This window comes from Leifsonia sp. 115AMFTsu3.1 (assembly GCF_004362795.1).
Taxonomy (GTDB): Bacteria; Actinomycetota; Actinomycetes; order Actinomycetales; family Microbacteriaceae; genus Leifsonia.
The window spans coordinates 2253392-2274565 of sequence record NZ_SNYB01000001.1 but is presented as its reverse complement, the minus strand read 5'-3'; the positions used below and the strand labels follow the sequence as shown (position 1 = coordinate 2274565).

Annotated in this window: 17 protein-coding genes, 1 tRNA gene and 1 pseudogene; 13 read left to right on the top strand and 6 right to left on the bottom strand. The window is 69.7% G+C overall.

Annotation, left to right across the window (positions count from 1 at the left end; translation table 11 throughout):
- Window positions 1-3740, bottom strand: a pseudogene (locus AXZ95_RS19870) (DUF11 domain-containing protein); the annotation flags it as partial.
- 215 nt (window positions 3741-3955) lie between these two features.
- Here AXZ95_RS19870 and AXZ95_RS10980 point away from each other — a divergent pair.
- Window positions 3956-4393, top strand: coding sequence for a DUF1707 domain-containing protein (locus AXZ95_RS10980; RefSeq protein ID WP_018191091.1), 438 nt, complete (start codon window positions 3956-3958; stop codon window positions 4391-4393).
- A gap of 23 nt (window positions 4394-4416) precedes the next feature.
- On the opposite strand, the gene AXZ95_RS10975 is transcribed toward AXZ95_RS10980, so the two are convergent.
- From AXZ95_RS10975 to AXZ95_RS10960, 4 genes are all read right to left on the bottom strand, one after another.
- Entirely contained in the window at window positions 4417-5505 is a 1089-nt protein-coding gene (locus AXZ95_RS10975) for a VIT1/CCC1 transporter family protein (RefSeq protein WP_026307177.1), read from the bottom strand.
- A 10-nt stretch (window positions 5506-5515) separates the two neighbouring features.
- Window positions 5516-6517 carry a YafY family protein gene (locus tag AXZ95_RS10970; protein ID WP_018191089.1) on the bottom strand — a complete coding sequence of 334 codons (1002 nt, stop codon included), beginning with the start codon at window positions 6515-6517 and terminating at the stop codon, window positions 5516-5518.
- 39 nt (window positions 6518-6556) lie between these two features.
- A complete protein-coding gene (locus AXZ95_RS10965) occupies window positions 6557-7534 on the bottom strand; it encodes a cation diffusion facilitator family transporter (protein ID WP_051087281.1) in 978 nt (325 codons plus the stop codon).
- 87 nt (window positions 7535-7621) lie between these two features.
- Window positions 7622-7706 (bottom strand) — tRNA-Leu (locus AXZ95_RS10960).
- A gap of 133 nt (window positions 7707-7839) precedes the next feature.
- Here AXZ95_RS10960 and AXZ95_RS10955 point away from each other — a divergent pair.
- The 3 genes from AXZ95_RS10955 to mshC are packed head-to-tail and all read left to right on the top strand — an operon-like array spanning window position 7840 to window position 11344.
- Window positions 7840-9159 carry a M20/M25/M40 family metallo-hydrolase gene (locus AXZ95_RS10955; RefSeq protein WP_018191088.1) on the top strand — a complete coding sequence of 440 codons (1320 nt, stop codon included), beginning with the start codon at window positions 7840-7842 and terminating at the stop codon, window positions 9157-9159.
- 21 nt (window positions 9160-9180) lie between these two features.
- A complete protein-coding gene (locus tag AXZ95_RS10950; protein ID WP_018191087.1) occupies window positions 9181-10044 on the top strand; it encodes an undecaprenyl-diphosphate phosphatase in 864 nt (287 codons plus the stop codon).
- A 31-nt stretch (window positions 10045-10075) separates the two neighbouring features.
- Window positions 10076-11344: a cysteine--1-D-myo-inosityl 2-amino-2-deoxy-alpha-D-glucopyranoside ligase gene (gene mshC / locus AXZ95_RS10945; RefSeq protein ID WP_018191086.1), complete on the top strand. Its 1269-nt coding sequence runs from the start codon at window positions 10076-10078 to the stop codon at window positions 11342-11344.
- Window positions 11345-11351: 7 nt separating this feature from the next.
- On the opposite strand, the gene AXZ95_RS10940 is transcribed toward mshC, so the two are convergent.
- Window positions 11352-12287, bottom strand: coding sequence for a PAC2 family protein (locus AXZ95_RS10940; RefSeq protein ID WP_018191085.1), 936 nt, complete (start codon window positions 12285-12287; stop codon window positions 11352-11354).
- 88 nt (window positions 12288-12375) lie between these two features.
- Here AXZ95_RS10940 and AXZ95_RS10935 point away from each other — a divergent pair, with 88 nt between their 5' ends.
- From AXZ95_RS10935 to AXZ95_RS10895, 9 genes are all read left to right on the top strand, one after another.
- Entirely contained in the window at window positions 12376-13101 is a 726-nt protein-coding gene (locus tag AXZ95_RS10935) for an HAD family hydrolase (RefSeq protein ID WP_018191084.1), read from the top strand.
- Window positions 13098-14108 (top strand): tRNA (adenine-N1)-methyltransferase, encoded by a 1011-nt coding sequence (locus tag AXZ95_RS10930; RefSeq protein WP_018191083.1) that lies wholly within the window; start codon window positions 13098-13100, stop codon window positions 14106-14108. The genes AXZ95_RS10935 and AXZ95_RS10930 overlap by 4 nt, the downstream gene beginning before the upstream one ends.
- Before the next feature lie 70 nt (window positions 14109-14178).
- Window positions 14179-15126: a hypothetical protein gene (locus AXZ95_RS10925; protein ID WP_018191082.1), complete on the top strand. Its 948-nt coding sequence runs from the start codon at window positions 14179-14181 to the stop codon at window positions 15124-15126.
- 21 nt (window positions 15127-15147) lie between these two features.
- Window positions 15148-16224, top strand: a complete 1077-nt coding sequence (locus AXZ95_RS10920; protein ID WP_018191081.1) for a WYL domain-containing protein — start codon at window positions 15148-15150, stop codon at window positions 16222-16224.
- Window positions 16217-17191 (top strand): WYL domain-containing protein, encoded by a 975-nt coding sequence (locus AXZ95_RS10915; RefSeq protein ID WP_018191080.1) that lies wholly within the window; start codon window positions 16217-16219, stop codon window positions 17189-17191. The genes AXZ95_RS10920 and AXZ95_RS10915 overlap by 8 nt, the downstream gene beginning before the upstream one ends.
- Before the next feature lie 29 nt (window positions 17192-17220).
- Entirely contained in the window at window positions 17221-17580 is a 360-nt protein-coding gene (locus AXZ95_RS10910) for a hypothetical protein (protein ID WP_018191079.1), read from the top strand.
- A 4-nt stretch (window positions 17581-17584) separates the two neighbouring features.
- Window positions 17585-17869 carry a Sec-independent protein translocase subunit TatA gene (tatA, locus tag AXZ95_RS10905; RefSeq protein ID WP_018191078.1) on the top strand — a complete coding sequence of 95 codons (285 nt, stop codon included), beginning with the start codon at window positions 17585-17587 and terminating at the stop codon, window positions 17867-17869.
- Between the two features lie 43 nt (window positions 17870-17912).
- The gene (gene tatC / locus AXZ95_RS10900; protein ID WP_018191077.1) at window positions 17913-18665 is read left to right on the top strand and encodes a twin-arginine translocase subunit TatC; all 753 of its coding nucleotides are present in this window, start codon (window positions 17913-17915) and stop codon (window positions 18663-18665) included.
- A gap of 23 nt (window positions 18666-18688) precedes the next feature.
- Window positions 18689-21121: a DEAD/DEAH box helicase gene (locus AXZ95_RS10895; protein ID WP_018191076.1), complete on the top strand. Its 2433-nt coding sequence runs from the start codon at window positions 18689-18691 to the stop codon at window positions 21119-21121.
- The last annotated feature ends 53 nt before the right edge of the window (window positions 21122-21174 follow it).

Here is a 21174-nt window from a genome sequence, read left to right as displayed (position 1 = left end):
CAGGTGTAGCTGATCGCGGACAGGCCCGGGAGCTGGTCGGTGATGCTCACCCCGGTGAGGGTGACGTTGCCGGTATTGGTGGAGGTGAAGGTGTAGGTGATCGTGTCCCCGACCGTCGCCGGGTTCTTCACCGCGGACGCGTTCGCGGCCTTGATCAGGTTCAGGGTCGGGTTCGCCACCAGCGGGGTGTCGGTCGCGGCCGGGGGCGGGGTGACCGTGGTCCCGTCCGGGGTCTTCCCGGAGGTGGTGGCCTGGTTGTTCACCTCACCGGCGTCCAGGTCGGCCTGGGTGAGCCGGTAGGTCGCGGTCGCGGTGACCTTCTCCTTCGGCTGCAGGGTGCCCGGCGTGCCCGGCCAGGTGTAGGTCAGGGCGGACAGGCCCGGCTTGGGGTCGGTGATGGTGACCCCGGTCATCGTGACATTGCCGGTGTTCTCGGTGATGAACGTGTAGGTGATCACATCCCCGACCGCGGCCGGGATCTTCACCTGGGAGTTGTTGACGCCCTTGGTCAGCGACAGGCCCGGACCCTGGGTCAGCGGGGTGTCCGTGGTCGCCGGCGGCGGGGTCACCGGAGGACCGGTCGGCGGGTTCCCGGAACTGGTGGCCGTGTTGGACACCATGCCCACATTCAGGTCCGCCTGCGTCAGCACATACTGCGCCTGCGCGATGACTTCCTGCGACGGCTGCAACACCCCCGCCACGCCCGGCCAGGTGTACACCAGGTTCGACAGACCCGGCTTCGGATCCGTGATCGTCACCCCGGTTAACGTGGTGTTCCCGGTGTTCTTCGCCTTCAACACGTAGGTGATCACATCACCCACCTTCGCCGGCGACGACACCCCCGAACTCACCGCATCCTTCGTGAACGTCAGATCCGGACCCTGCGTCAACGGAACATCGGCAGCGGCCGGAGGAGTACTCACCGACGGGCCTGTGGGCGGATTGCCGGATGCGGTCGCGGTGTTCGGCACGAGCCCGTTGTCGATGTCGGCCTGCGTCAGCTTGTAGGTGGCTGTCGCGGTGACCGTCTCATCCACCTGCAGAGTTCCCGCGGTGCCGGGCCAGCTGTACGTCAACGGGGACAGCCCGACGTGGGGGTCACTGATGGTGACACCCGTCAACGTGGTCTGGCCGGTGTTCTTCGCCGAGAAGCGGTACGTGATCGTGTCGCCGACCTTCGCCGGCTTCGTCACGGCTGAGTCGTCCGCCACCTTGGTGACCGTCAGATCGGATACCGGCACCGTCGACGTGCACTTCGCGTCGCCCGAACCGGCTGCACAGTTGCTCCCGACGGTCGGAGACACCACCGTGTTGCGGAGGGAGTGGTCCCCGGGAGTCGGATTCTTCACCGTCACCGAGTAGGTGATCGTCGCGGTGTCACCAGGCGCGAGAGGGCCCGACCACGCCAGGGTGGGGGCGGTGTACGCCACGGCACCCTGCGATGCCCTCGCCTCGCCTGTGTAGCTGGCGTCCTTCAGGACATCGGTCAGGTCATCCGTGAAGGAGGCGGTGTCGTACGCCTGCGTGCCCGTGTTCTTGACGGCGACCGTGTAGGTCACCGTGTCTCCTGGTCGGGCCGATTGCACCGACGAGTCCTTGGTGATCGCGAGGGAACAGGATGCGGGATCCGCCTCCACGGTGAAGCGCGCCCCGCCGGACGTGTTGCCGTTCGGTGCGTCGGTCCCGCCGGGGGAGGTCGTGACGGCGTTCGCCGTGTTGGTCAGGATCAGGGGCGTCGGGGCGTCGCAGGAGACCGGGGGAGCCGTGGTCTGGAAGCAGAGCTGGGGGGCGTCGCCGGACCAGGTGATGGCCACCTGCCCGCTTTCGACACCGGCGGGGTTGGTGACGGCGTTGACCGTGACGGTCGCGGTGATGGAGGTCACCGTCGTCGGGATCCCCGACAGGTCGACGGACGCCCCGGGATTGACCGTGACCGCTTCGAACCCGGAGATGACCGCGTCGTTCTGGTCGCGCAGCGACACCGTGGCGTTCGCGTACGAGCCGTCCGTGAGTCCCGGAAGCGTCAGCGCACGCCAGCCGCGGAAGGACGTCGCTCCCGTGCCGCAGTAGTACCCGCTCGGCGTGACGGTGACCTCTCGCGGCTCCGTCGGACCGGCGCATTCCTTGCCCGTCGTCGCGTCGAAGAGCACGAACTGGGCGGCGTCTCCCGTGGCCACCAGGCAGTTCGTCGCGACATCCGTCGCGGGCCGGATGGTGTAGTTGAGGCCGTTGTTGACGTTGCTGAATCCGGCGCACGGCGGGACCGTGCCGGTTCCGGACCACTGTCCGAAGTCGCGACACATCACCTGGTTGCCGTTCGACAGGTACACGCGGGTGCCTATGACGTAGGCCTCGCCGGCGCCGTTGCCGCCGGCGGCGTAGTTCGCGCCAGTTCCTGCGTAGGGGTTGGCGGCGGCGGCGCCCGCGACGGTGACGCAGTTGGAAGCAGATCCGGCGCCGTTCGTGATGGTGCAGACGCCAGAGATCCCACCCGTGCGGGACAGGACGGGTGCCATCGGCGATCCGGCCTTGGTGTTCGCCGCCGATCCGTTCACGGGCCAGCTGCCGGCGCAGAGCGCCTTGGTGTTCGTGTTGTAGCAGTAGTTCTTCCACCCACTCGTCGACGTCTGCTGGATGCTCGCGAAGACGTAAGGGCCGTAACTGGACGACGTGTAGATCGACGTGGTCGTGACGCCGCTTGCGATCAGGGTCGCGCCCGGGCACGAGCCCATGTTTGGTGTCGTGCACACCAAGGCGGCCTCATTGCGGCTGACGACGACGCTGTAGGTGTTGCCGTCGGCGGCCGGGAGCCCGGTCCCGTTGATCTGTGCGGCGAACGCGGTGTTGCTGACGGCCGCTCCCGATCGGGCGGTGTAGCCGCAGCTGCTCGGCGTCTTGGTCGACAGGTCGAGGCAGGCGATGCCGTTGCTGCTGCCGTCGGTGAGGCCGGCGTACCAGTACAGCCTGTCGCCCGCAAGCCACGTGCCGCCCTGCTGCGGGGTGATCCCGGCGAAGGATGTGCCCGTTCCGATCGGTGTACCCGGGACCGACGACCACGTCTGGACGTTGCTGCCGGTCGGCCAGCCCGGGCAGGTCGTCCCGTCGTGCTGTGCGCAGAAGACGACCGCCCCCTTGGCGTGGTGATAGATCGCGTAGAGGAGGTCCTTCCGCGCGACGACGTTGTACGCATCTCCGCCGCTCATCGCGATGACCTTCGACGGGGGCACGACGAACGGCGGCGAGAGCTGCTGTGTGCCCTGCGGGACGGGCGTCGCCACGAACCCGATTCCCGTGGCGTCGGCGGGGGGCGTGCCGGTGATCCAGCTCGACCCGGCGGCGCGGTACTGGGGAATCACCGAGCCGACAGGGTTCTGGTTCGGGGGCAGCCGGAGCGAGCCGGGGACGTAGTTGCCCGCCGTGCTGATGTCGTCTTTGAGATCCACGACCGCGTTGGCGCTGGTGTTGTTCTGCGACTCGACCACCCAGTCGATCACGTCGCCCGGTCGCGCGGTGCCGGTGGAGGGGCCGCCCGGGGCATCGTCCGAGGCCGCAGTGGACCCGTTGGCCGCGTTCTTCCCGGTGGTGAACACCGTCGACACGGCGGTTGTCGCGGCGTCCGAGTAGTGCTGCGGCAGCAGGAGCACGCCGACGAGCGCGCCGACGGTCACGCACGCCCCGAATGACAGCGCGACCCGCCAGCGGCGGGCCCGGCGAGCAGCGAATCCGGAACGACGCGCCATGTGCAGCACTTCCTCTCAGGACATGCCGGGAGGAGTCAGCCCCGGTCACGTGGTCGAGAGCACGGTTGCCCTCATTTATGAGGACACGGGGAGGTGACGTTCGTTACGGGATGCGCGATCCAATGCAAGCAAGGTGGTCTTTCCATGCGAGGCGTGCGCTCCAGGCGCATCCGAACCAGTGCGGTCCCGCGCGGGCCGCTGCCATACTGGCGTCTATGTCGGACATCACAGACCCTTCCGGCGCCTCCTTGCGCCTCAGCAACGACGAGCGCGAACGCGCGGTCGCGGCTCTGCAGTCGCACGCCGCAGAGGGGCGGCTCACCGACGTCGAGCTGCAGACGCGGTCGGCTGCGGCCCGATCCGCCGTGACACGCGGAGATCTCGCACCGCTCTTCACGGACCTCCCCGGCGGACTGCAGCTCGCGGGTCATCCCCAGGCGGCGCCCTCCGTTCCCGCCGGCGCGGGCGCGACAGGTCGCGAGCCGTCGTCCCGTTGGGGCCTCCTGGCGGTCTCGATCATCCCGTTCGTCTCGGTCATCCTGTTCTTCCTGACCGGGATGGCGTGGGGATACCAGTATTCGTGGCTGTGGTTCCTGCTGATCCCGCTGGTCGGCGCGATCGCATACGGCACGGAAGGCGGGCGTCGGCGGTAGCCGCGGAGCCGCCGAGCCGAGCCTCAGCCGACGGTGGCGCCGAACAGCAGTCCGAGGAGGTACGTGGCGGCCGCCGCTCCGTATCCGATGAGCAGCTGTCGGATGGCGCGCTTCAGCGGTGATGCTCCGGAGAGCAGCCCGACGACGGCTCCCGTGCCGAGCAGGACGATCCCGACCAACAGGGCGGAGACGATGATCGCGGCCGTCCCGGTCAGCCCGAAGAGGAAGGGCAGGATCGGGATGAGCGCACCGGAGGCGAAGAAGCAGAAGCTGGAGATCGCGGCGTTCCATCCGGTCCCGATCGCCTCGTGCTCGTCCTCCGCGACCGCGGGAGTGATCGGGATGGGCGAGGTCACCGCCTGCAGGCCGGAGAGCACCTCGCGTGCGTGCTCGGCCGCCTCCTCCGCCGTCATTCCGCGTGCGCGGTAGACCAGGGTGAGCTCGTTCGCGTCGACGTCGAGGTGCGGCAACGCCGATCCGGTGGCCGGGTTGGGGGTGGATGCCTCCAGCAGTTCGCGCTGCGACCGCACCGACACGTACTCTCCCGCGCCCATGCTGAGGGCTCCGGCGAGGAGTCCGGAGATGCCGGTGAGCAGCACCACGTGGGTCGGGACGCCGCTGGCGCTGACGCCGAGGACGAGCGCCAGGTTGCTGACGAGGCCGTCGTTCGCCCCGAAGACCGCGGCGCGGAAGGTGCCGGAGAGCCGCTGCCTTCCGCGGGCTGCAAGGGCTCGGACGACCTCTTCGTGCACCTGTTCGTCCGCCGCCATCTGCGGCGTCGCGTCGGAGTCGGACGCGTACGGGGACCGGGCCTCGGCCCGCTGTGCGAGAGCGAGCACGAACACCGAGCCGAACCGCCGTGCGAGCCAGCCGAGCAAGCGCGTGCGGACGTCGCCCTTCAGCGGGCGGCCGGCCTGGTCGCCGAGCAGATCGACCCAGTGCTGTTCGTGGCGTCGTTCGGCTTCGGCCAGTGCGAGCAGGATCTCGCGTTCCTCGCCCTCACGCCGGCCGGCGAGGTCGCGGTACACGGAGGCTTCCGCGCGTTCGTCGGCGAGGTAGCGACGCCACCGCCTGATGTCGGCGGGGCTCGGGGTTCGGGCTGTTGTCGTCATCCCCTCAAGTCTACGAGGTCGCCGCCGGCTCTCTCTGGGCGGTGGCCTCAAGGCTGAGCGCCAGCGTCGACCGGGTGAACCGCTCGCCCCACTCGGTGGCGGCGACGATGGCCTCTTCCGGACCGAGGATGCGGAAGGGAGCATCGACAGCGGCGAGCCCGAACAGCGCCCACTCGGCGCTGTCGGCCGTGATCCGGACGGCGCACGTGCCGTCGCCGCGGTCGTCGACCGTCGCCCAGCGTCCGAGCACCTCGACGACCCGGTCGTTGGGCGCCTCGATGACGGCCTCGACGACCATCGGCTCCACCGCGCTGTGCAGCGACGCGCGCACGTACTCCGCCGCGTCCTCCGCGGGCAGCGCACGCGGCCGGAACCGCACGCCGGTGGGGTGCGGCTCGGCGATGCGGTCGAGGCGGAAGCTGCGCCAATCGAACCGGGTGAGGTCGTAGGCGACGAGGTACCAGCGGCGCTCGATGGAGACCAGCCGGTGCGGCTCGACCGTCCGGTTGGAAGCCTGGCCGTCGCGGGCCACGTAGGCGAACTCGATCCGCTCCTCGTCGCGGCACGCCTGGGCGAAAGCGGTGAGGATGCCGGGATCGGTCAACGGGGTCGGCCCGAGGGTGGTGGACAGCGTCGTCATCCGCAGTGCGTCGACCCGGCGTCGGAGCCGGGGCGGCATCACCTGGACGACCTTGGCGAGCGCCCGGACGGACGCCTCGTCGACGCCCGCGATGCCGCTCTGCGCCGCGGTCCGGAGGCCGACGGCGAGCGCGACGGCCTCGTCGTCGTCGACGACCAGGGGAGGGAGGGAGGCGCCGGCAGCGAGCTGGTAGCCGCCCGAGACCCCGCGGGTGGCGTCGACCGGGTACCCGAGGTCGCGCAGTCGTTCGACGTCACGGCGGAGGGTGCGCGGCGAGACTCCGAGGCGGTCGGCGAGTTCCTGTCCTGGCCAGTAGCGGTGCGTCTGGAGGAGGGAGAGGAGCTGGAGCGAGCGGGAGCCGGTACTTGCCATGCATCCATTGTGCACATCCTTGCGGTCGGAAACTGACCGCTAGCTGCGTACGGCAGCCTCCGGACCCGAGCCGCTCGCGGCGGGACGCAGGGGCGCGGCGCCGGGCCGCGAGAGCGTGATCACGGCCTCCGTGATCCACTCCGACTCCTCGAGCGAGGCCTCGACCGCCTGCAGGTCGGCGGCGACGTCCGACTCCCGGTCGTTGCCGACGAGGTCGACCGCCGCCACGAGGTAGAACCGCTCGGGGCCGACGTACTCGAGGTGCAGATAGGTGACCGTCTCGACCTCGGGATGTGCGAGCAGTGCGCCGAGGGCGGCCTCCGAGGCGCGGTCCGAGCCGGGCTGTCCGACCAGGAACCGCCGGTTGCGCTCGATGAGCACGACCGCGACGATCGCCAGGAGCACCCCGACCAGGATGGAGCCGAGCGCATCCCAGAACGGGTTGCCGGTGAGCTCGTGCAGCAGCAGGCCGAGGAAGGCGATCACCAGGCCGACGAGGGCCGCGGAGTCCTCGGCGAACACGGCCCGCAGCGTCGGATTCGAGGTGCTGAACACGTGCTCGAACGTGCCGGTGCCCGAGGACTCGGCCTTCGCGTGCGCCTGCCGGTACGACTGGATGAACGAGATGCCCTCGAAGACGAAGGCCGCCGCCAGGACGAGGTAGCCGACGAGGTAGTCCGAGTCCGCCTCTTCTGAGCCGAGCGCCTGGACGCCGTGCATGATCGACACCACCGCCCCAGCGGTGAAGAGCCCGACGGCCGCGAAGAGGCTCCAGACGTAGGCGTCGCGCCCGTAGCCGCCGGGATGCGACGCGTCGCGCGGCCGCACGGCGGAACGCTCGGCCTGGATGAGGAAGATCTCGTTGCCGGCGTCGGCCCACGAGTGCGCGGCCTCGGCGACCAGGGAGGCGGATCCGGTGAGGATGGCGGCGAAGGTCTTGGCGATCGCCACGAGGATGTTCGCTGCGAAGGCGAGCAGCACGGTGAACAGGCTCGAGGATCGTTTGCTGCGGGGCATGGCGACACCATAGTCCTGCGGCAGAGCGGGAATGCAGAAGGCCCCGGTCGTTGTGACCGAGGCCTTCCGTCCGCTTTCGCGGTTCTGTGTCCGAGGGGGGACTTGAACCCCCACGCCCTATACGGGCACTAGCACCTCAAGCTAGCGCGTCTGCCATTTCCGCCACCCGGACGAGGTGAGATGGCCGCCGAACTGCTCCGGCTGCCGAAGAAAGACGATAGCACGGATTCTCCAGAGAGGATCACTCGTCCACACACCTCGGGCGTGGCGGGGCGGTCGTCGGATACGGCAGGTAGCGTGGAGGGATGACCGACGAACTCCGCGCGACCGAGCCCGACCTCGACGAGACCGCGATCATCGCCCGGGACCTCATCCGGTTCGACACGACGAACTACGGCGAGGGCCGCTCGAACGGTGAGGCGGAGGCCGCAGCCTATGTCGAGGCGAAGCTGTCCGAGCTGGGCCTCCGGCCGCGGGTGTTCGAGTCCGATCCGGGCCGCGCGAGCGTGGTGGCCCGTGTCGAGGGCGCCGACTCGAGCAAGCCGGCCCTCGTCGTCCACGGTCACCTCGATGTCGTTCCGGCCGACCCGCGCAACTGGTCCGTCGACCCGTTCGGCGGCGAGATCAAGGACGGCCTGCTCTGGGGCCGCGGCGCCGTCGACATGAAGAATATGGATGCGATGATCCTGACCGCGGTCGGCGACATCCTGCGCGCGGGGGAGCGTCCGGCACGCGACCTCGTCGTGGCGTTCTTCGCCGACGAGGAGGACGGCGGCCGTCGCGGATCCCACCATCTGGTCGACACGCATCCGGAGCTGTTCGCGGGCGCGACGGAGGCGATCAGCGAGGTCGGCGGCTACTCGGTCGACCTCGCGGGCCGCCGTGCGTACCTGCTGCAGACGGGGGAGAAGTCTCTTGTTTGGATCAAGCTCATCGCACGTGGCCGGGCCGCGCACGGTTCGCGGCTCATCCGCGAGAACGCGATCACGCGGCTGGCGGAGGCCGTCGTCGCCCTGGGTCGGGAGGACTGGCCGATCCAGCTGACCGCCACGACGACCCGGCTGATCGGCGAGCTCGGCCGGCTGCTCGACGTCGACCCGCAGCGGATCGGACCGGACGAGGTGGTGATCCGCACCGGCACGGCCGCCGGCTTCATCCTGGCGACCCTGCGGACTACGACGAACCCGACGCTGCTCGAGGCCGGCTACAAGCACAACGTCATCCCGGACACCGCGGAGGCTCTGATCGACATCCGCACGCTGCCGGGCGAGGAGGACGCCGTGCTCGCGCGCGTCCGCGAGCTGATCGGCGACGACGTCGAGATCCAGGTCATGCACCGCGACATCGGCCTCGAAGCCGAGTTCGGCGGCGGCCTGGTGGAGGCGATCACCGGCACGCTGCAGCAGCACGACCCCGGCGCGCCCGTTCTGCCGTACCTCCTCTCGGGTGGCACCGACAACAAGGCGCTCAGCAGACTCGGTATCACGGGATACGGCTTCGCGCCGCTCCGGCTGCCCGCCGATCTCGACTTCCCCGGCATGTTCCACGGGGTGGACGAGCGGGTCCCGCTCGACGCGCTAGTGTTCGGTAGGACCGTGCTCCGCGACCTCCTCCGCGCCTACTGACCCCGGGATTCGACGCTTCGTATGGACTTCATCAACGCCCTGATCCTCGGCCTCGTCCAGGGGCTCACCGAGTTCCTCCCCATCTCGTCGTCCGCGCACATCCGCATCGTCGGCGAACTGCTCGGCACCGGTGCCGACCCGGGGGCGCGCTTCACCGCGATCATCCAGCTGGGCACCGAAGCAGCGGTGCTGCTCTACTTCTGGCGCGACATCACACGGATCATCGCGCAGTGGTTCCGCGCGCTGTTCGGGCGCATCCCGCGCAACGACCCCGACGCACGGATGGGGTGGCTCGTCATCCTGGGCAGCATCCCGATCGTGGTCCTCGGGCTGTTCTTCCAGGACCAGATCGAGACGACGTTCCGCTCGCTGTGGATCGTCGCGACGACGCTCATCGTGTTCGGCATCCTGCTGGGCATCGCCGACTGGGTGGGGTCGAAGCGCAAGCGGCTGCGCGAGCTGACCTGGGGCGACGGCATCATCTTCGGGCTCGCGCAGGCGCTCGCGCTCATCCCCGGCGTCTCCCGCTCCGGCGGCACGATCACCGCCGGGCTGTTCATGGGGTACCAGCGCCGCGCGGCCGCCCGCTACTCGTTCCTCCTCGCGCTGCCCGCTGTCTTCGGCAGCGGTTTCTACCAGCTGTACAAAGCGGTCAAGGAGCCGTGCACCGAGGCGCTCGCGAAGGCAGGAACGTGCACGCCCGAGGTGTTCGGACCGGTGGAAACGGCGGCTGCGACCGTCGTCGCGTTCGTCGTCGGTCTGCTGGTGATCGCGTTCTTCATGGGCTACATCTCGCGCCGCAGCTTCCTGCCGTTCGTGATCTACCGGATCGCGCTCGGCGTGCTGCTGATGATCCTGCTCGCCACCGGCGTCCTCCAGGCGTGACGCGCATGCCCGCGACGACGAACTGCTGACCGTGCGCGCCTGGAACGCCCCGGAGGTTCCGGCGGTGCCACGACCGGAGGGCACGGCCGTCGACGTCCCCTTGCTGTACGACACCGCCTCCGGGCAGCTCGTGGAGGCCCGTCCCGACGACGTCGCCCGCCTCTACGTCTGCGGCATCACACCCTACGACGCCACCCACCTCGGCCACGCAGCCACCTACCTGGCGTTCGACACGCTCCAGCGGGTGTGGCGCGACGCCGGCTACCGCGTGCACTACGCCCAGAACATCACCGACGTCGACGATCCGTTGCTGGAGCGTGCCGCCCAGACCGGCGTCGACTGGCGCGCGCTGGCGGACGAGCAGATCGACCTCTTCCGCCGCGACATGGAGGCTCTCCGCATCCTTCCGCCGGACGACTACGTCGCGGTCACCGAGGTGATCGAGCAGATCGGACGGGCAACGAGCATCCTGCTCGACCGCGGGATGGCGTACCGGCTCGACGATGACGTCTACTTCGACATCCAGGCCGCCCAGGACGCGGCGCCGTGGGTGCTCGGCGAGGAGAGCGGGCTCGACCGCGCCACCATGCTCGCCCTCTCCGCCGAGCGCGGCGGTGACCCCGACCGCGCCGGGAAACGCGACCCGCTCGACCCGCTGCTCTGGCGCGGTCCGCGACCGGGGGAGCCGAGCTGGCCGTCGGAGGCGGGGGAGGGCCGACCCGGGTGGCACATCGAGTGCTCGGTCATCGCGCTCATGCACCTCGGCCGCGACTTCACCGCGCAGGGCGGCGGCTCCGATCTCGTCTTCCCGCACCACGAGCTGAGCGCGGGCCACGCCGCGGCGCTGAGCGGCCATCCGCTGGCCCGGGTCTACAGCCACGCGGGGATGGTGGCCTACGACGGCGAGAAGATGAGCAAGTCCCTGGGCAACCTGGTGCTCGTGTCCGGCCTCCGGGAGCAGGGCGCGGACCCGCGCACGATCCGCTTGGCGCTCCTTGCGCACCACTACCGCAGCGACTGGGAGTGGTTCGACTCCGCGCTCGACGAAGCCCGACTACGGCTGACGGCCTGGCAGTCGGCGATCAGCCGGCGCGCAGACGAGGTGGATGCCGAGGCAGCGCTCGAGGAGGCGACCCTCGTCGCCCGCATCCGGGCGGCATTGCGGAACGACCTCGACACACCGTCTGCCCTCCGAGCCGTCGATCAGTGGGCGGCCACCCGCCCCGCCGTGACCACCGACCTGGTGCCGCGCGCGATCGACGCGCTGCTCGGCATCCCGCTGGCGACCGCCCCGGAGTGAGCCGCGGTCAGCCGCGGCGCGGGTCGTCCGGCGCGCGCCCGGCGGTTCCGCCGTCGCGGCCGTCACCGCGGCGGCGCAGGTAGCGCTCGAACTCCTGCGCGATCGCTTCGCCGCTCGCCTCGGGCGAGTCGACGGTGTCGCGGGCCTGCTCGAGCTGCTGGATGTAGGAGGCCATCTCCTCGTCGTCGGCCGCGAGAGCGTCGATCCCGGATTCCCAGGCAGCCGCCTCGTCGACGAGGGTGCCGCGGGGGATCGTCACGTCGACGAGCTCTTCGAGCTTGTCGATGAGCGCGAGAACGGCCTTGGGGCTGGGCGCGTTGTGCACGTAGTGCGGTACCGACGCCCAGATCATCAGGGTCGGGATGCCGACGTCCTCTGCGCCTTCGGCGAGCGCGCTGAGGATGCCGACCGGCCCCTCGTACGTGGAGCGCTCGAGGCCGAGCTCGGCCCGGACGGCCGCGTTGTCACTGGAGGCGAACACCGAGATCGGCCGCGTGTGCGGAACGTCCGCGAGCATCGCGCCGAGGAAGACGACGGCTCCGATGTCGGCGGCGAGCGCCACATCCATGATCTCGGCGGTGAAACTGCGCCAGCTGCGCGACGGCTCGGTGCCGAGCAGCAGGAAGATGTTGCCGGCGTTGTCGCCGGTGACCGTGAGTTCGGCGTCGCCGGCCAGGTCCTCCCCGACGCGCCCGGGAAGTGACGGTCCGTACATGACGGCCGAGGGCCAGATCAGCCGTCTGCGGCCGTCGTCGTCCGTCACCACCGGCCGGTTGAACTGGAAGTCGAAATAGAGCTCGGGGTCGACCTCGGCGATGGGAACCACGTCGAGCTGCTCCTTGAGCGTCTTGACCGCGCCGCTGGCCGCCTCGCCCGCGTCGTTCCATCCCTCGAAGGCCACCACGAGGATGCGCCCGCCGAGGATGTTCTGTCCGTCTGTCACGAAGCTGTCCCTCGTCCCTTCCCGGCGTCCGGTCGGGACGCCATCCATCCAGGATAGGCCCGCGGCTCTCCCGATAGACTTGCCCGTTGTGACCGCGTCTTCCCCCCGCAGCGAACATACCCGTAGCGACACCGGCTCTGCCGACCTGCCCGCCGCCGTGCTGTGGGACATGGACGGCACCCTCGTCGACACCGAGCCGTACTGGATGGCGTCGGAGGTGGAGCTCGTCCACTCGTTCGGCGGTACCTGGACGCACGACGACGGTCTTCTTCTCGTCGGTCTCGGCCTCTGGAACTCGGCGGAGATCCTCCGCTCGCGCGGTGTGGCGATGGAGCCGGACGAGATCGTGCACTGGCTGACCGACCGGGTGCAGCAGAAGCTGGATGCGGACGGCGTGCCGTGGCGTCCGGGCGCCCGCGAGCTGCTCGAGTCGCTGCGCGAGCGTGGCATCCCCACGGCGCTGGTGACCATGTCGGTGCGGAGGATGGCGGAGCAGATCGTCGCGCACATCCCGTTCGACGCGTTCGATGTGATCGTGAGCGGTGACGAGGTCGACGAGCCGAAGCCCGCGCCGGAGCCGTACCTGCGCGCCGCCGGGCTGCTCGGTGTGGACATCCGCCACACCGTCGCCCTGGAGGACTCCCTGGTGGGACTCGCTTCTGCCGTGGCGTCCGGCGCGACGACGATCGGCGTTCCGCACATCGTGCCGCTGCCGGAGTCGGAGGAGCACACGCTGTGGTCGTCGCTGGACGGCCGCACCGCGGAGGACGTCTTCGCCGTCGCCCGCGCACACCGTGAGGCGGCGAACCGATGAACGAGACTCCGCGCAGCTCCGGCCCGTTCCGTGCGGGCGACCGCGTGCAGCTCACCGGTCCGAAGGGCCGGATGAACACCATCACGCTGCAGCCGGGAAAAGAGTTCCACAGCCACCGCGGTGTCCTGCAGCACGACGCCATCATCGGCTTGCCGGATGGTTCGGTCGTCACCAACAACGCGGGCGTCGAGCACCTCGCGCTGCGTCCGCTGCTCACCGACTTCGTCATGTCGATGCCGCGAGGCGCGGCCATCGTCTACCCGAAGGACGCTGCGCAGATCCTCGCGCTCGCGGACATCTTCCCCGGCGCGACCGTCGTCGAGGCGGGGGTCGGCTCCGGTGCGCTCTCGCTCTGGCTGCTGCGTGCGATCGGTCCGGAGGGCCGGCTGCTGTCGTTCGAGCGCCGCGAGGAGTTCGCCGACGTCGCGCGCGACAACGCTGCGACGTTCCTCGGCAGCGAGCCCGCCAACTGGACGCTGACCGTCGGCGATCTGCAGGATGCCCTGCCCGCCGCTGTCGAACCGGGAACCGTCGACCGCGTGGTGCTGGACATGCTGGCGCCGTGGGAGACGCTCGACGCGGTCACCAGCGCGCTCAAGCCCGGCGGCGTCGTGATCTGCTACGTCGCCACCGTGACCCAGCTGTCCCGCGTCGCCGAGGCCATCCGCGCCTCCGGCGACTACACGCACCCGCAGTCGAACGAGACGATGGTCCGCGGCTGGCACGTGGAGGGGCTGGCCGTCCGGCCCGACCACCGGATGATCGCGCACACCGGCTTCCTGATCACCGCCCGCCGGCTCGCCCCGGGGACCGTGCTGCCCGAGCTGAAGCGCCGTCCGTCGAAGTCCGACTACTCCGACGAGGATGTCGAGGCCTGGACCCCCGGCGCTCTCGGCGAGCGGCAGTCCAGCCCGAAGAGCCTCCGCAAGCGGATGCGCGAGGCGGCCGCCAGCGCTGAGCTCGCGAAGGGCCGCGAGGCGGACGAGGACGCTCCGGGCGTCGGCTAGCATGAATGCGGGAACGCCGGGCTCGCCCGCTGCTGTCCCGAACCCCACTGATCGGATCGAAAGAGGACCCGTGCCCAACGCAACTGCTCGCCGCGCGTCTGCACTCGGACGAACCGCCGCCGTCATCGGAGCCGCCGGCCTCGTGGCAGTGGCTCTGTCGGCATGCTCGACGAACCCGAACAACGACTGCAGCTCGGCATTGTCTTCGGGCAAGGCGTCGCAGCTGGTCGAGGCGACGGGCAAGATCGGGTCTCGACCGAAGGTGACGGTGCCGACGCCCGTCGATGCGACGAAGTCGCAGCGTTCTGTGCTCAGCGAGGGTAGTGACAGCACTGTCGTGCACAAGGGGCAACAGGTCGAGGTCGGTTTCACGGTCATCGACGCAGCGACCGGAAGCGTCCTCGGCAGCGGTTACGGCGATCAGGGTGCGGTCGTCCCGGTCGGATCGGATGTGATCAGCCGCGGATTGATCTGCGCACCCGTCGGGTCGCGGGTGGCGATCGTGGTGGCGCCTAAGGATGCGCCCCAGCAGGCGGATTCCGCCCCCGGCACGCAGATCTATGTCCTCGACGTGCTCAAGACCTCCTTGAACGCCGCCAACGGTGCGGTCCGTCCTGCGGCCGCGGGGTTCCCGACTGTCGTGCTCGCGCCCACGGGCCAGCCGGGCATCACCATCCCGTCGTCGGGCTCGGCACCGACGAAGGTCCGCAGCGAGGTCCTCAAGCAGGGTGACGGCCCGGTCGTGAAGAAGGACAGCACCGCGGTTCTGCAGTACACCGCGGTCGGATGGGACGGCAAGCAGGTCGTGACCAGCAGCTGGACCAGCGGAGGGCCCGATCGGGTCGACATGGCCAGCGGCCAGAGCCAGATCCAGAATTCGAACGGCTCCGTCCTTCCGCAGGCGATGCTCAAGGAGCTCGTGGGGCAGAAGGTCGGCTCGCAGCTGGTGATCGAGACGCCGTCCCAGGGGCAGTTCCCGGCCTCCGCCTGGGTGGTTGACATCCTCGGTATCCACTAGCGCGCGGACTAGGATGGACGGGTGTCCCGTTCCCCCTCTTCGCCCGCGCGCGTCCCGGTCGAGGAGCGCCTGTTCAGCCTCGTGCTGGCACTGCTCGCGACCGAGAACGGCCTGACCAAGAGCGAGATCCTGTCGACCGTCCAGGGGTACCGCCAGCGGTATGAGCCGCACGGCGACAACAGCAGCCTGGAGCGGCAGTTCGAGCGCGACAAGGACGACATCCGCGAGCTCGGCGTCCCGCTGGAGACGGTGGAGGCGCCCGAGGCGTCCGGCAACAATCAGCTGCTGCGGTACCGCATTCCCAAAGGGGCATACGACCTCCCGGCCGATGTCCGCTTCTCGCCCGAGGAGCTGACCCTGCTCGGCCTCGCGGCCGCCGTGTGGCGCGAGGGTTCCCTGTCGGGGGAGTCCCGGCGTGCTCTGATGAAGCTGCGATCGCTCGGCGTCGAGGCGGATGATCCGGTCGTCGGGTATGCGCCGCGGCTCCGCGTCCGCGAGAGCGCCTTCGAGCCGCTCAGTCAGGCGCTGGAGCGTCACGCCATGGTGCAGTTCCCGTACCTCAAGCCCGGCGAGAGCGCGTCCCGCCAGCGCACCGTCGCACCTCTCTCGCTCGTGCAGCACCAGGGCCGGTGGCACCTGCAGGGGATCGACCAGGACGCCCGCGGCTCGCGGACCTTCCTGCTCTCCCGCATCGTCGGGCCGGTCAAGCTGACGTCCCGCGTCTTCGACCCGGAGCAGTATCGCGTCGACGGCGAGGCCTTCGCCGAAAGGGCACTGCTCGAACTCGAGCGCATCTGGGAGTCGAACGTCGCCGAGATCGAGGTGACCGCCGGCACGGATGCGGCGACGCGCCTGGGCAAGCGGTACGGCGATGCTGTGCCGGTCGGCGCCGAGGGCGAGCCCGTCCGGCTCACCGTCAACTTCTCGGACATCAACATCCTCGCCGACCAGCTGGCCTCCTTCGGGCCCGAGGTCCTGGTCCTCGCGCCGCCGGAACTGCGCGACCAGGTGCTCCAGCGCCTCCAGGCGACGGTCGCCGCGCACACCGCGCCCGGCGGCTCGGCAGGCGCGGAGACGGGGGAGGCCCGCGATGGCTGAGCGCCGCAAGCCGATGCAGGCGCAGGACAAGCTCGCCTTCCTGCTCGCCCTCGTGCCCTACCTCATGGATCGCGACCGCGTGAGCGTCGCGGAGGCCGCTGAGCACTTCGGTGTCGACCAGGACCAGTTGCGTGACGCCGTGCGGCTCATCGCCGTCTCCGGCATCCCCGGCGAGACCAATGCGTACCAGCCGGGCGACCTCTTCGACATCGCCTGGGACGACTTCGAGGAGAACGACCAGATCGTCCTCACCCACCAGGTCGCCATCGACGATTCTCCCCGCTTCTCGGCACGGGAGGCGGCAGCCCTCATCGCCGGGCTGCAGTACCTCACCGCTCTGCCGGAGAACGCCGACCGGGATGCGATCGGCTCGCTCATGGCCAAGCTCGCCCGCGGCGCATCGGCGGCGCCGAGCCAGCTCGCGGTCGCGCGGTCGGAGACCGACGAGGCCCTGGCGACGATCCGGGATGCGGTCATCGCGGGCGTGCAGGTCGAGTTCGACTACCTCAGCTCCCGTGGGGAGCGCGAACGGCGCCGCGTCGACCCGCTGCGCATCGAATCCGTCGACCAGGACTGGTATCTGCGCGGCTGGGATCACCTCCGCACGGCCATCCGCACCTTCCGTCTCGACCGGATCGACGACCTGGTCGCGACGCAGGAGGCGATCACCTATCGGCCGGGCGACGTGAAGCTGCCGGAGACGCTGTTCACCGGCACGCCGGAGGACCAGCTGGTGACGGTGGAGGTGTCGGCGTCGGCGATCCCGCTGATCGAGGACTACATCCCCGAGGGTGCAGAGCGCGAGGAGCGGGACGGCGTCATCCGCACGAGCGTCCGGGTCGCGCACTTCCACGGTCTCAAGCGGCTGGTCGCCGGGCTGTCGGGCGTGCTGACGGTGCTCGACCCGCCCGAGGCGCGCCAGGTGGTCGCCGGCTGGGCCCGCGCGGGCGTCGAACGCTACCTCTGACCCGGCGGCGGGCCGGGTAGGCTGAGCCCATGCCCTGGTGGTCGTGGCTGGTGATCTGGATCGTGCTCGTGCTCGGTCTCCTCGGCATGCTCGCGTTCTTCGCCTGGTGGCTGTTCCGCAAGGTCGTCGCCGCCGGTCGTGAGGCCGCGGCGCTGATGGAGAAGGCCGAGGTGCTGTCGCGCCGAGCCGAGGAGCTCCACGACACTTTCGAGCCGGCCGTGCTGGCGGATGCCGACGAGCTCCGTGCGCAGCGGCAGGATCACCTCACCGAGCGGGCGTTCGCCCGGCAAGCTCGCAGGGACGCCCGCGTCCGGCGCGGTAGACTACTGGTCGATGTGGACCCCGCAACGGTGCCCGCTCGCTTCGCCCACCTTTTGAGAAGGACCTGATCTCATGTTCGCAGGACTGACCGGATGGCATCTGCTCATCATCCTCGCCGTGATCCTGCTGCTCTTCGGTGCGCCCAAGCTCCCGGCGCTCGCCAAGAGCATCGGCCAGTCGATGCGGATCTTCAAGGGTGAGGTCGACGAGCTGAAGAAGGACGGCAAGGACGGCAAGTCCGACCAGGCTTCCGACGGCACCGCCACCACCCCCACCGCGCAGAGCACCGCAGCGCCGACGGTGACGCCCGCCCCGGCTCCCGTCGACCCCTCGACCGAGTCGAACCCGAAGCCGTAGTCCGGTGGCCTCCACGAAGCGAGGCAAGAGCCGCGAAGGACGGATGACGCTCGCCGAGCACTTCATCGAGCTTCGCAAACGCCTCTTCCGTTCCGCCCTCGCTCTGGTGGGTGGCGCCGTCATCGGCTGGTTTCTCAGCGGCTACGTTATGGATGCGCTGCGCGGTCCGATCACCGACATCGCGAAGCAGCAGGGCCGCGAGGCGATGCTCAACTACGACAGCATCACGGGCGCGTTCGACCTGAAGATGCAGGTCGCGATCACCATCGGCGCGATCATCTCCAGCCCGGTCTGGCTCTACCAGATCTGGGCGTTCTTCGTCCCGGCGATGACGCGCAAGGAGCTCCGCTACGGCTTCGGCTTCTTCTTCACCGCCGTCCCGCTGTTCATCGCGGGCGGTGTGACCGGGTGGCTGCTCGTCCCGCACATCGTGAGCCTGCTGACGAGCTTCGCCCCGGAGCCCGACTCGGCGATCATCCAGGCGAAGACCTACTTCGATTTCATCCTCAAACTGGTCATCGCCGTCGGCATCGCGTTCGTCCTCCCGGTCTTCCTGGTGCTGCTGAACTTCGTCGGCGTGCTGAGCGCGAAGTCGATCATCGCGTCGTGGCGCTGGGCGCTCATCCTGATCGCTCTGTTCACCGCCATCGCCACGCCGGCCGCCGACGTGCTGTCGATGTTCCTCCTGGCCATCCCGATGGTCGCCCTCTACTTCGCCGCGTACGGCGTCGCCTGGCTGCACGACCGCCGAGCGGCCAAGCGCGAGCTGCGGCTCGAGGCCGAGCTCGCCGCCTGACCGCGCGGGCATAGGCTGGTGGGGTGACCGACCAGACGCTCTCACCGGCGGAGCGGTTCGCCGCCTCGCGCGACCGGGCCCGCCAGCCGCTGCTCGAGACCTTCCGCGCGAGTCTCCGGTTCGACCTCGACCCGTTCCAGCGGGAGGCATGCGGGGCTTTGGAGCGCGGGCGCAGCGTCCTCGTCGCCGCCCCCACCGGCGCCGGCAAGACGATCGTGGCCGAGTTCGCCGTCTTCCTCGCGATGCGCGAGGCCAACGCGAAGGTCTTCTACACGACGCCGATGAAGGCGCTCAGTAACCAGAAGTTCCAGGAGTTCGTGGAGGCGTACGGCCCCGAATCCGTCGGGCTCCTCACCGGCGACACGAACATCAACTCGCACGCCCGCATCGTCGTCATGACGACCGAAGTGCTCCGCAACATGCTCTATGCGGACTCCGACCTGCTCACCGACCTCGCCTACGTGGTCATGGACGAGGTGCACTACCTGGCCGACCGGTTCCGGGGCGCCGTGTGGGAGGAGGTCATCATCCACCTGCCGTCGGAGGTGCGGATGGTGTCGCTCAGCGCGACCGTGTCGAACGCCGAGGAGTTTGGCGACTGGCTTCAGGCCGTCCGCGGCGACACCGATGTCGTCGTGTCGGAGGAGCGCCCGGTGCCGCTGGAGCAGCACATCCTGATGCGCTCCAAGCTCATCGACCTGTTCGACTCGTCGGGGCTCGCTGCCACCAACCGGGTCAACCCGGAGCTCGTGCAGATGGCACGCTACGGCGGCCGGGTGCTGAGCAGCCGGCAGATGCGGGATGTGGGCCGCTACCACTCCAAGGGCGGTCGTCCGGACACGTTCCGGATGAGCCGGTCGGATCTTGTCGCGCTGCTCGACGACCGCAATCTGCTGCCTGCGATCTTCTTCATCTTCAGCCGCAACGGCTGCGACCAGGCGGTGCGCCAGGTGCTCCGGGCCGGCGTGCGCCTGACCGAGAAGCACGAGCGCGATGAGATCCGCGCGATCGTGGAGGAGCGGTGCCGCACACTGCTCGACGAGGATCTGGCGGTTCTCGGCTACTGGGAGTGGCTGGAGGGGCTGGAGCGCGGTGTGGCCGCGCACCACGCCGGCCTGCTGCCCGCCTTCAAGGAGGTCGTCGAGGAGCTGTTCCGCCGGAAGCTCGTCAAGGTCGTCTTCGCGACAGAGACGCTCGCACTCGGGATCAACATGCCCGCCCGGACCGTGGTCCTGGAGAAGCTGGAGAAGTTCAACGGCGAGGCCCGCGTCCCGATCACACCGGGGGAGTACACCCAGCTGACCGGTCGAGCCGGTCGCCGCGGCATCGACGTGGAGGGGCACTCCGTCATCCAATGGGAGGACGGACTGGACCCGCAGTCGGTCGCCTCTCTCGCCTCCCGCCGCAGCTATCCGCTGAACTCCAGCTTCCGGCCGACGTACAACATGGCCGTGAACCTGATCGACCAGTTCGGCCGACCGCGCACGCGTGAGATCCTCGAGTCGTCGTTCGCCCAGTTCCAGGCCGACCGCGCCGTCGTCGACCTCGCCCGCAAGGCGATGCAGCAGGAGCAATCGCTCGCCGGCTACGAGGAGGCGATGACGTGCCACCTCGGCGACTTCCGCGAGTACTTCGCCATCCGCCGAGAGCTCACGGACCTGGAGCGGTCCGGTTCCCGCATCGAGTCGGCATCGAACAGCGACCGTGAGAAGCGGCAGCGCCAGCTGGCCGCGCTGCGCAAGCGGATGAAGGACCACCCCTGCCACCGCTGCCCCGAGCGTGAGCAGCACGCCCGGTGGGCGGAGCGCTGGTGGAAGCTGAAGCGCGACACCGACCGGCTGCGGTCGCAGATCCAGTCGCGCACTGGCGCGGTCGCGAAGGTCTTCGACCGCGTGTCCGAGGTGCTCCTCGAGCTCGGCTACCTGGCGAAGGAGGAGGGCGAGACCGTGCTGACCGTCCACGGCCGCACTCTCAAGCGCATCTACGGCGAGCGGGACCTCCTGGTCGCCGAATGCCTGCGTCGCAACGCCTGGAAGGATCTGGATGCGCCGGGCCTCGCCGCCATGGCGTGCGCCCTCGTCTTCGAGCCGCGACGCGACGACGGCCTGGCCAACGACCGCACGTTACCGCGCGGTGCGTTCCGCCCGGCGCTCGAGAAGACGACGACGTTGTGGAGCACCCTCGACGACCTGGAGCAGGACAATCGGCTCCCGGGCAGCGAGCCGCCGTCCACGGCGTTGTCCCTCGCGATGTGGATGTGGTCACGCGGCTCCGGGCTCGATGCGGTGCTGAGGGAGGCCGACATGGCGGCGGGCGACTTCGTCCGCTGGGCCAAGCAGACGATCGACCTCCTCGATCAGCTGTCGCTCGTCGCCCAGGGCAACGTCGGGCGGGTCGCCCGGCAGGCGCTGGAGTCCATCCGGCGCGGGATCGTCGCCTACTCCTCGGTCGCTTGACGCGGCTTGAGAGCGGCCCGCGCGACCGTGTCGCGCATCCTGAACGGCCCCCA

Coding starts and splice junctions, on each gene's coding strand:
- AXZ95_RS10980 (WP_018191091.1), top strand. CDS start 3,956: ATGTCGGACATCACAGACCCTTCCGGCGCCTCCTTGCGCCTCAGCAAC.
- AXZ95_RS10975 (WP_026307177.1), bottom strand. CDS start 5,505: ATGACGACAACAGCCCGAACCCCGAGCCCCGCCGACATCAGGCGGTGG.
- AXZ95_RS10970 (WP_018191089.1), bottom strand. CDS start 6,517: ATGGCAAGTACCGGCTCCCGCTCGCTCCAGCTCCTCTCCCTCCTCCAG.
- AXZ95_RS10965 (WP_051087281.1), bottom strand. CDS start 7,534: ATGCCCCGCAGCAAACGATCCTCGAGCCTGTTCACCGTGCTGCTCGCC.
- AXZ95_RS10955 (WP_018191088.1), top strand. CDS start 7,840: ATGACCGACGAACTCCGCGCGACCGAGCCCGACCTCGACGAGACCGCG.
- AXZ95_RS10950 (WP_018191087.1), top strand. CDS start 9,181: ATGGACTTCATCAACGCCCTGATCCTCGGCCTCGTCCAGGGGCTCACC.
- AXZ95_RS10930 (WP_018191083.1), top strand. CDS start 13,098: ATGAACGAGACTCCGCGCAGCTCCGGCCCGTTCCGTGCGGGCGACCGC.
- AXZ95_RS10915 (WP_018191080.1), top strand. CDS start 16,217: ATGGCTGAGCGCCGCAAGCCGATGCAGGCGCAGGACAAGCTCGCCTTC.
- AXZ95_RS10910 (WP_018191079.1), top strand. CDS start 17,221: ATGCCCTGGTGGTCGTGGCTGGTGATCTGGATCGTGCTCGTGCTCGGT.
- tatA (WP_018191078.1), top strand. CDS start 17,585: ATGTTCGCAGGACTGACCGGATGGCATCTGCTCATCATCCTCGCCGTG.
- tatC (WP_018191077.1), top strand. CDS start 17,913: ATGACGCTCGCCGAGCACTTCATCGAGCTTCGCAAACGCCTCTTCCGT.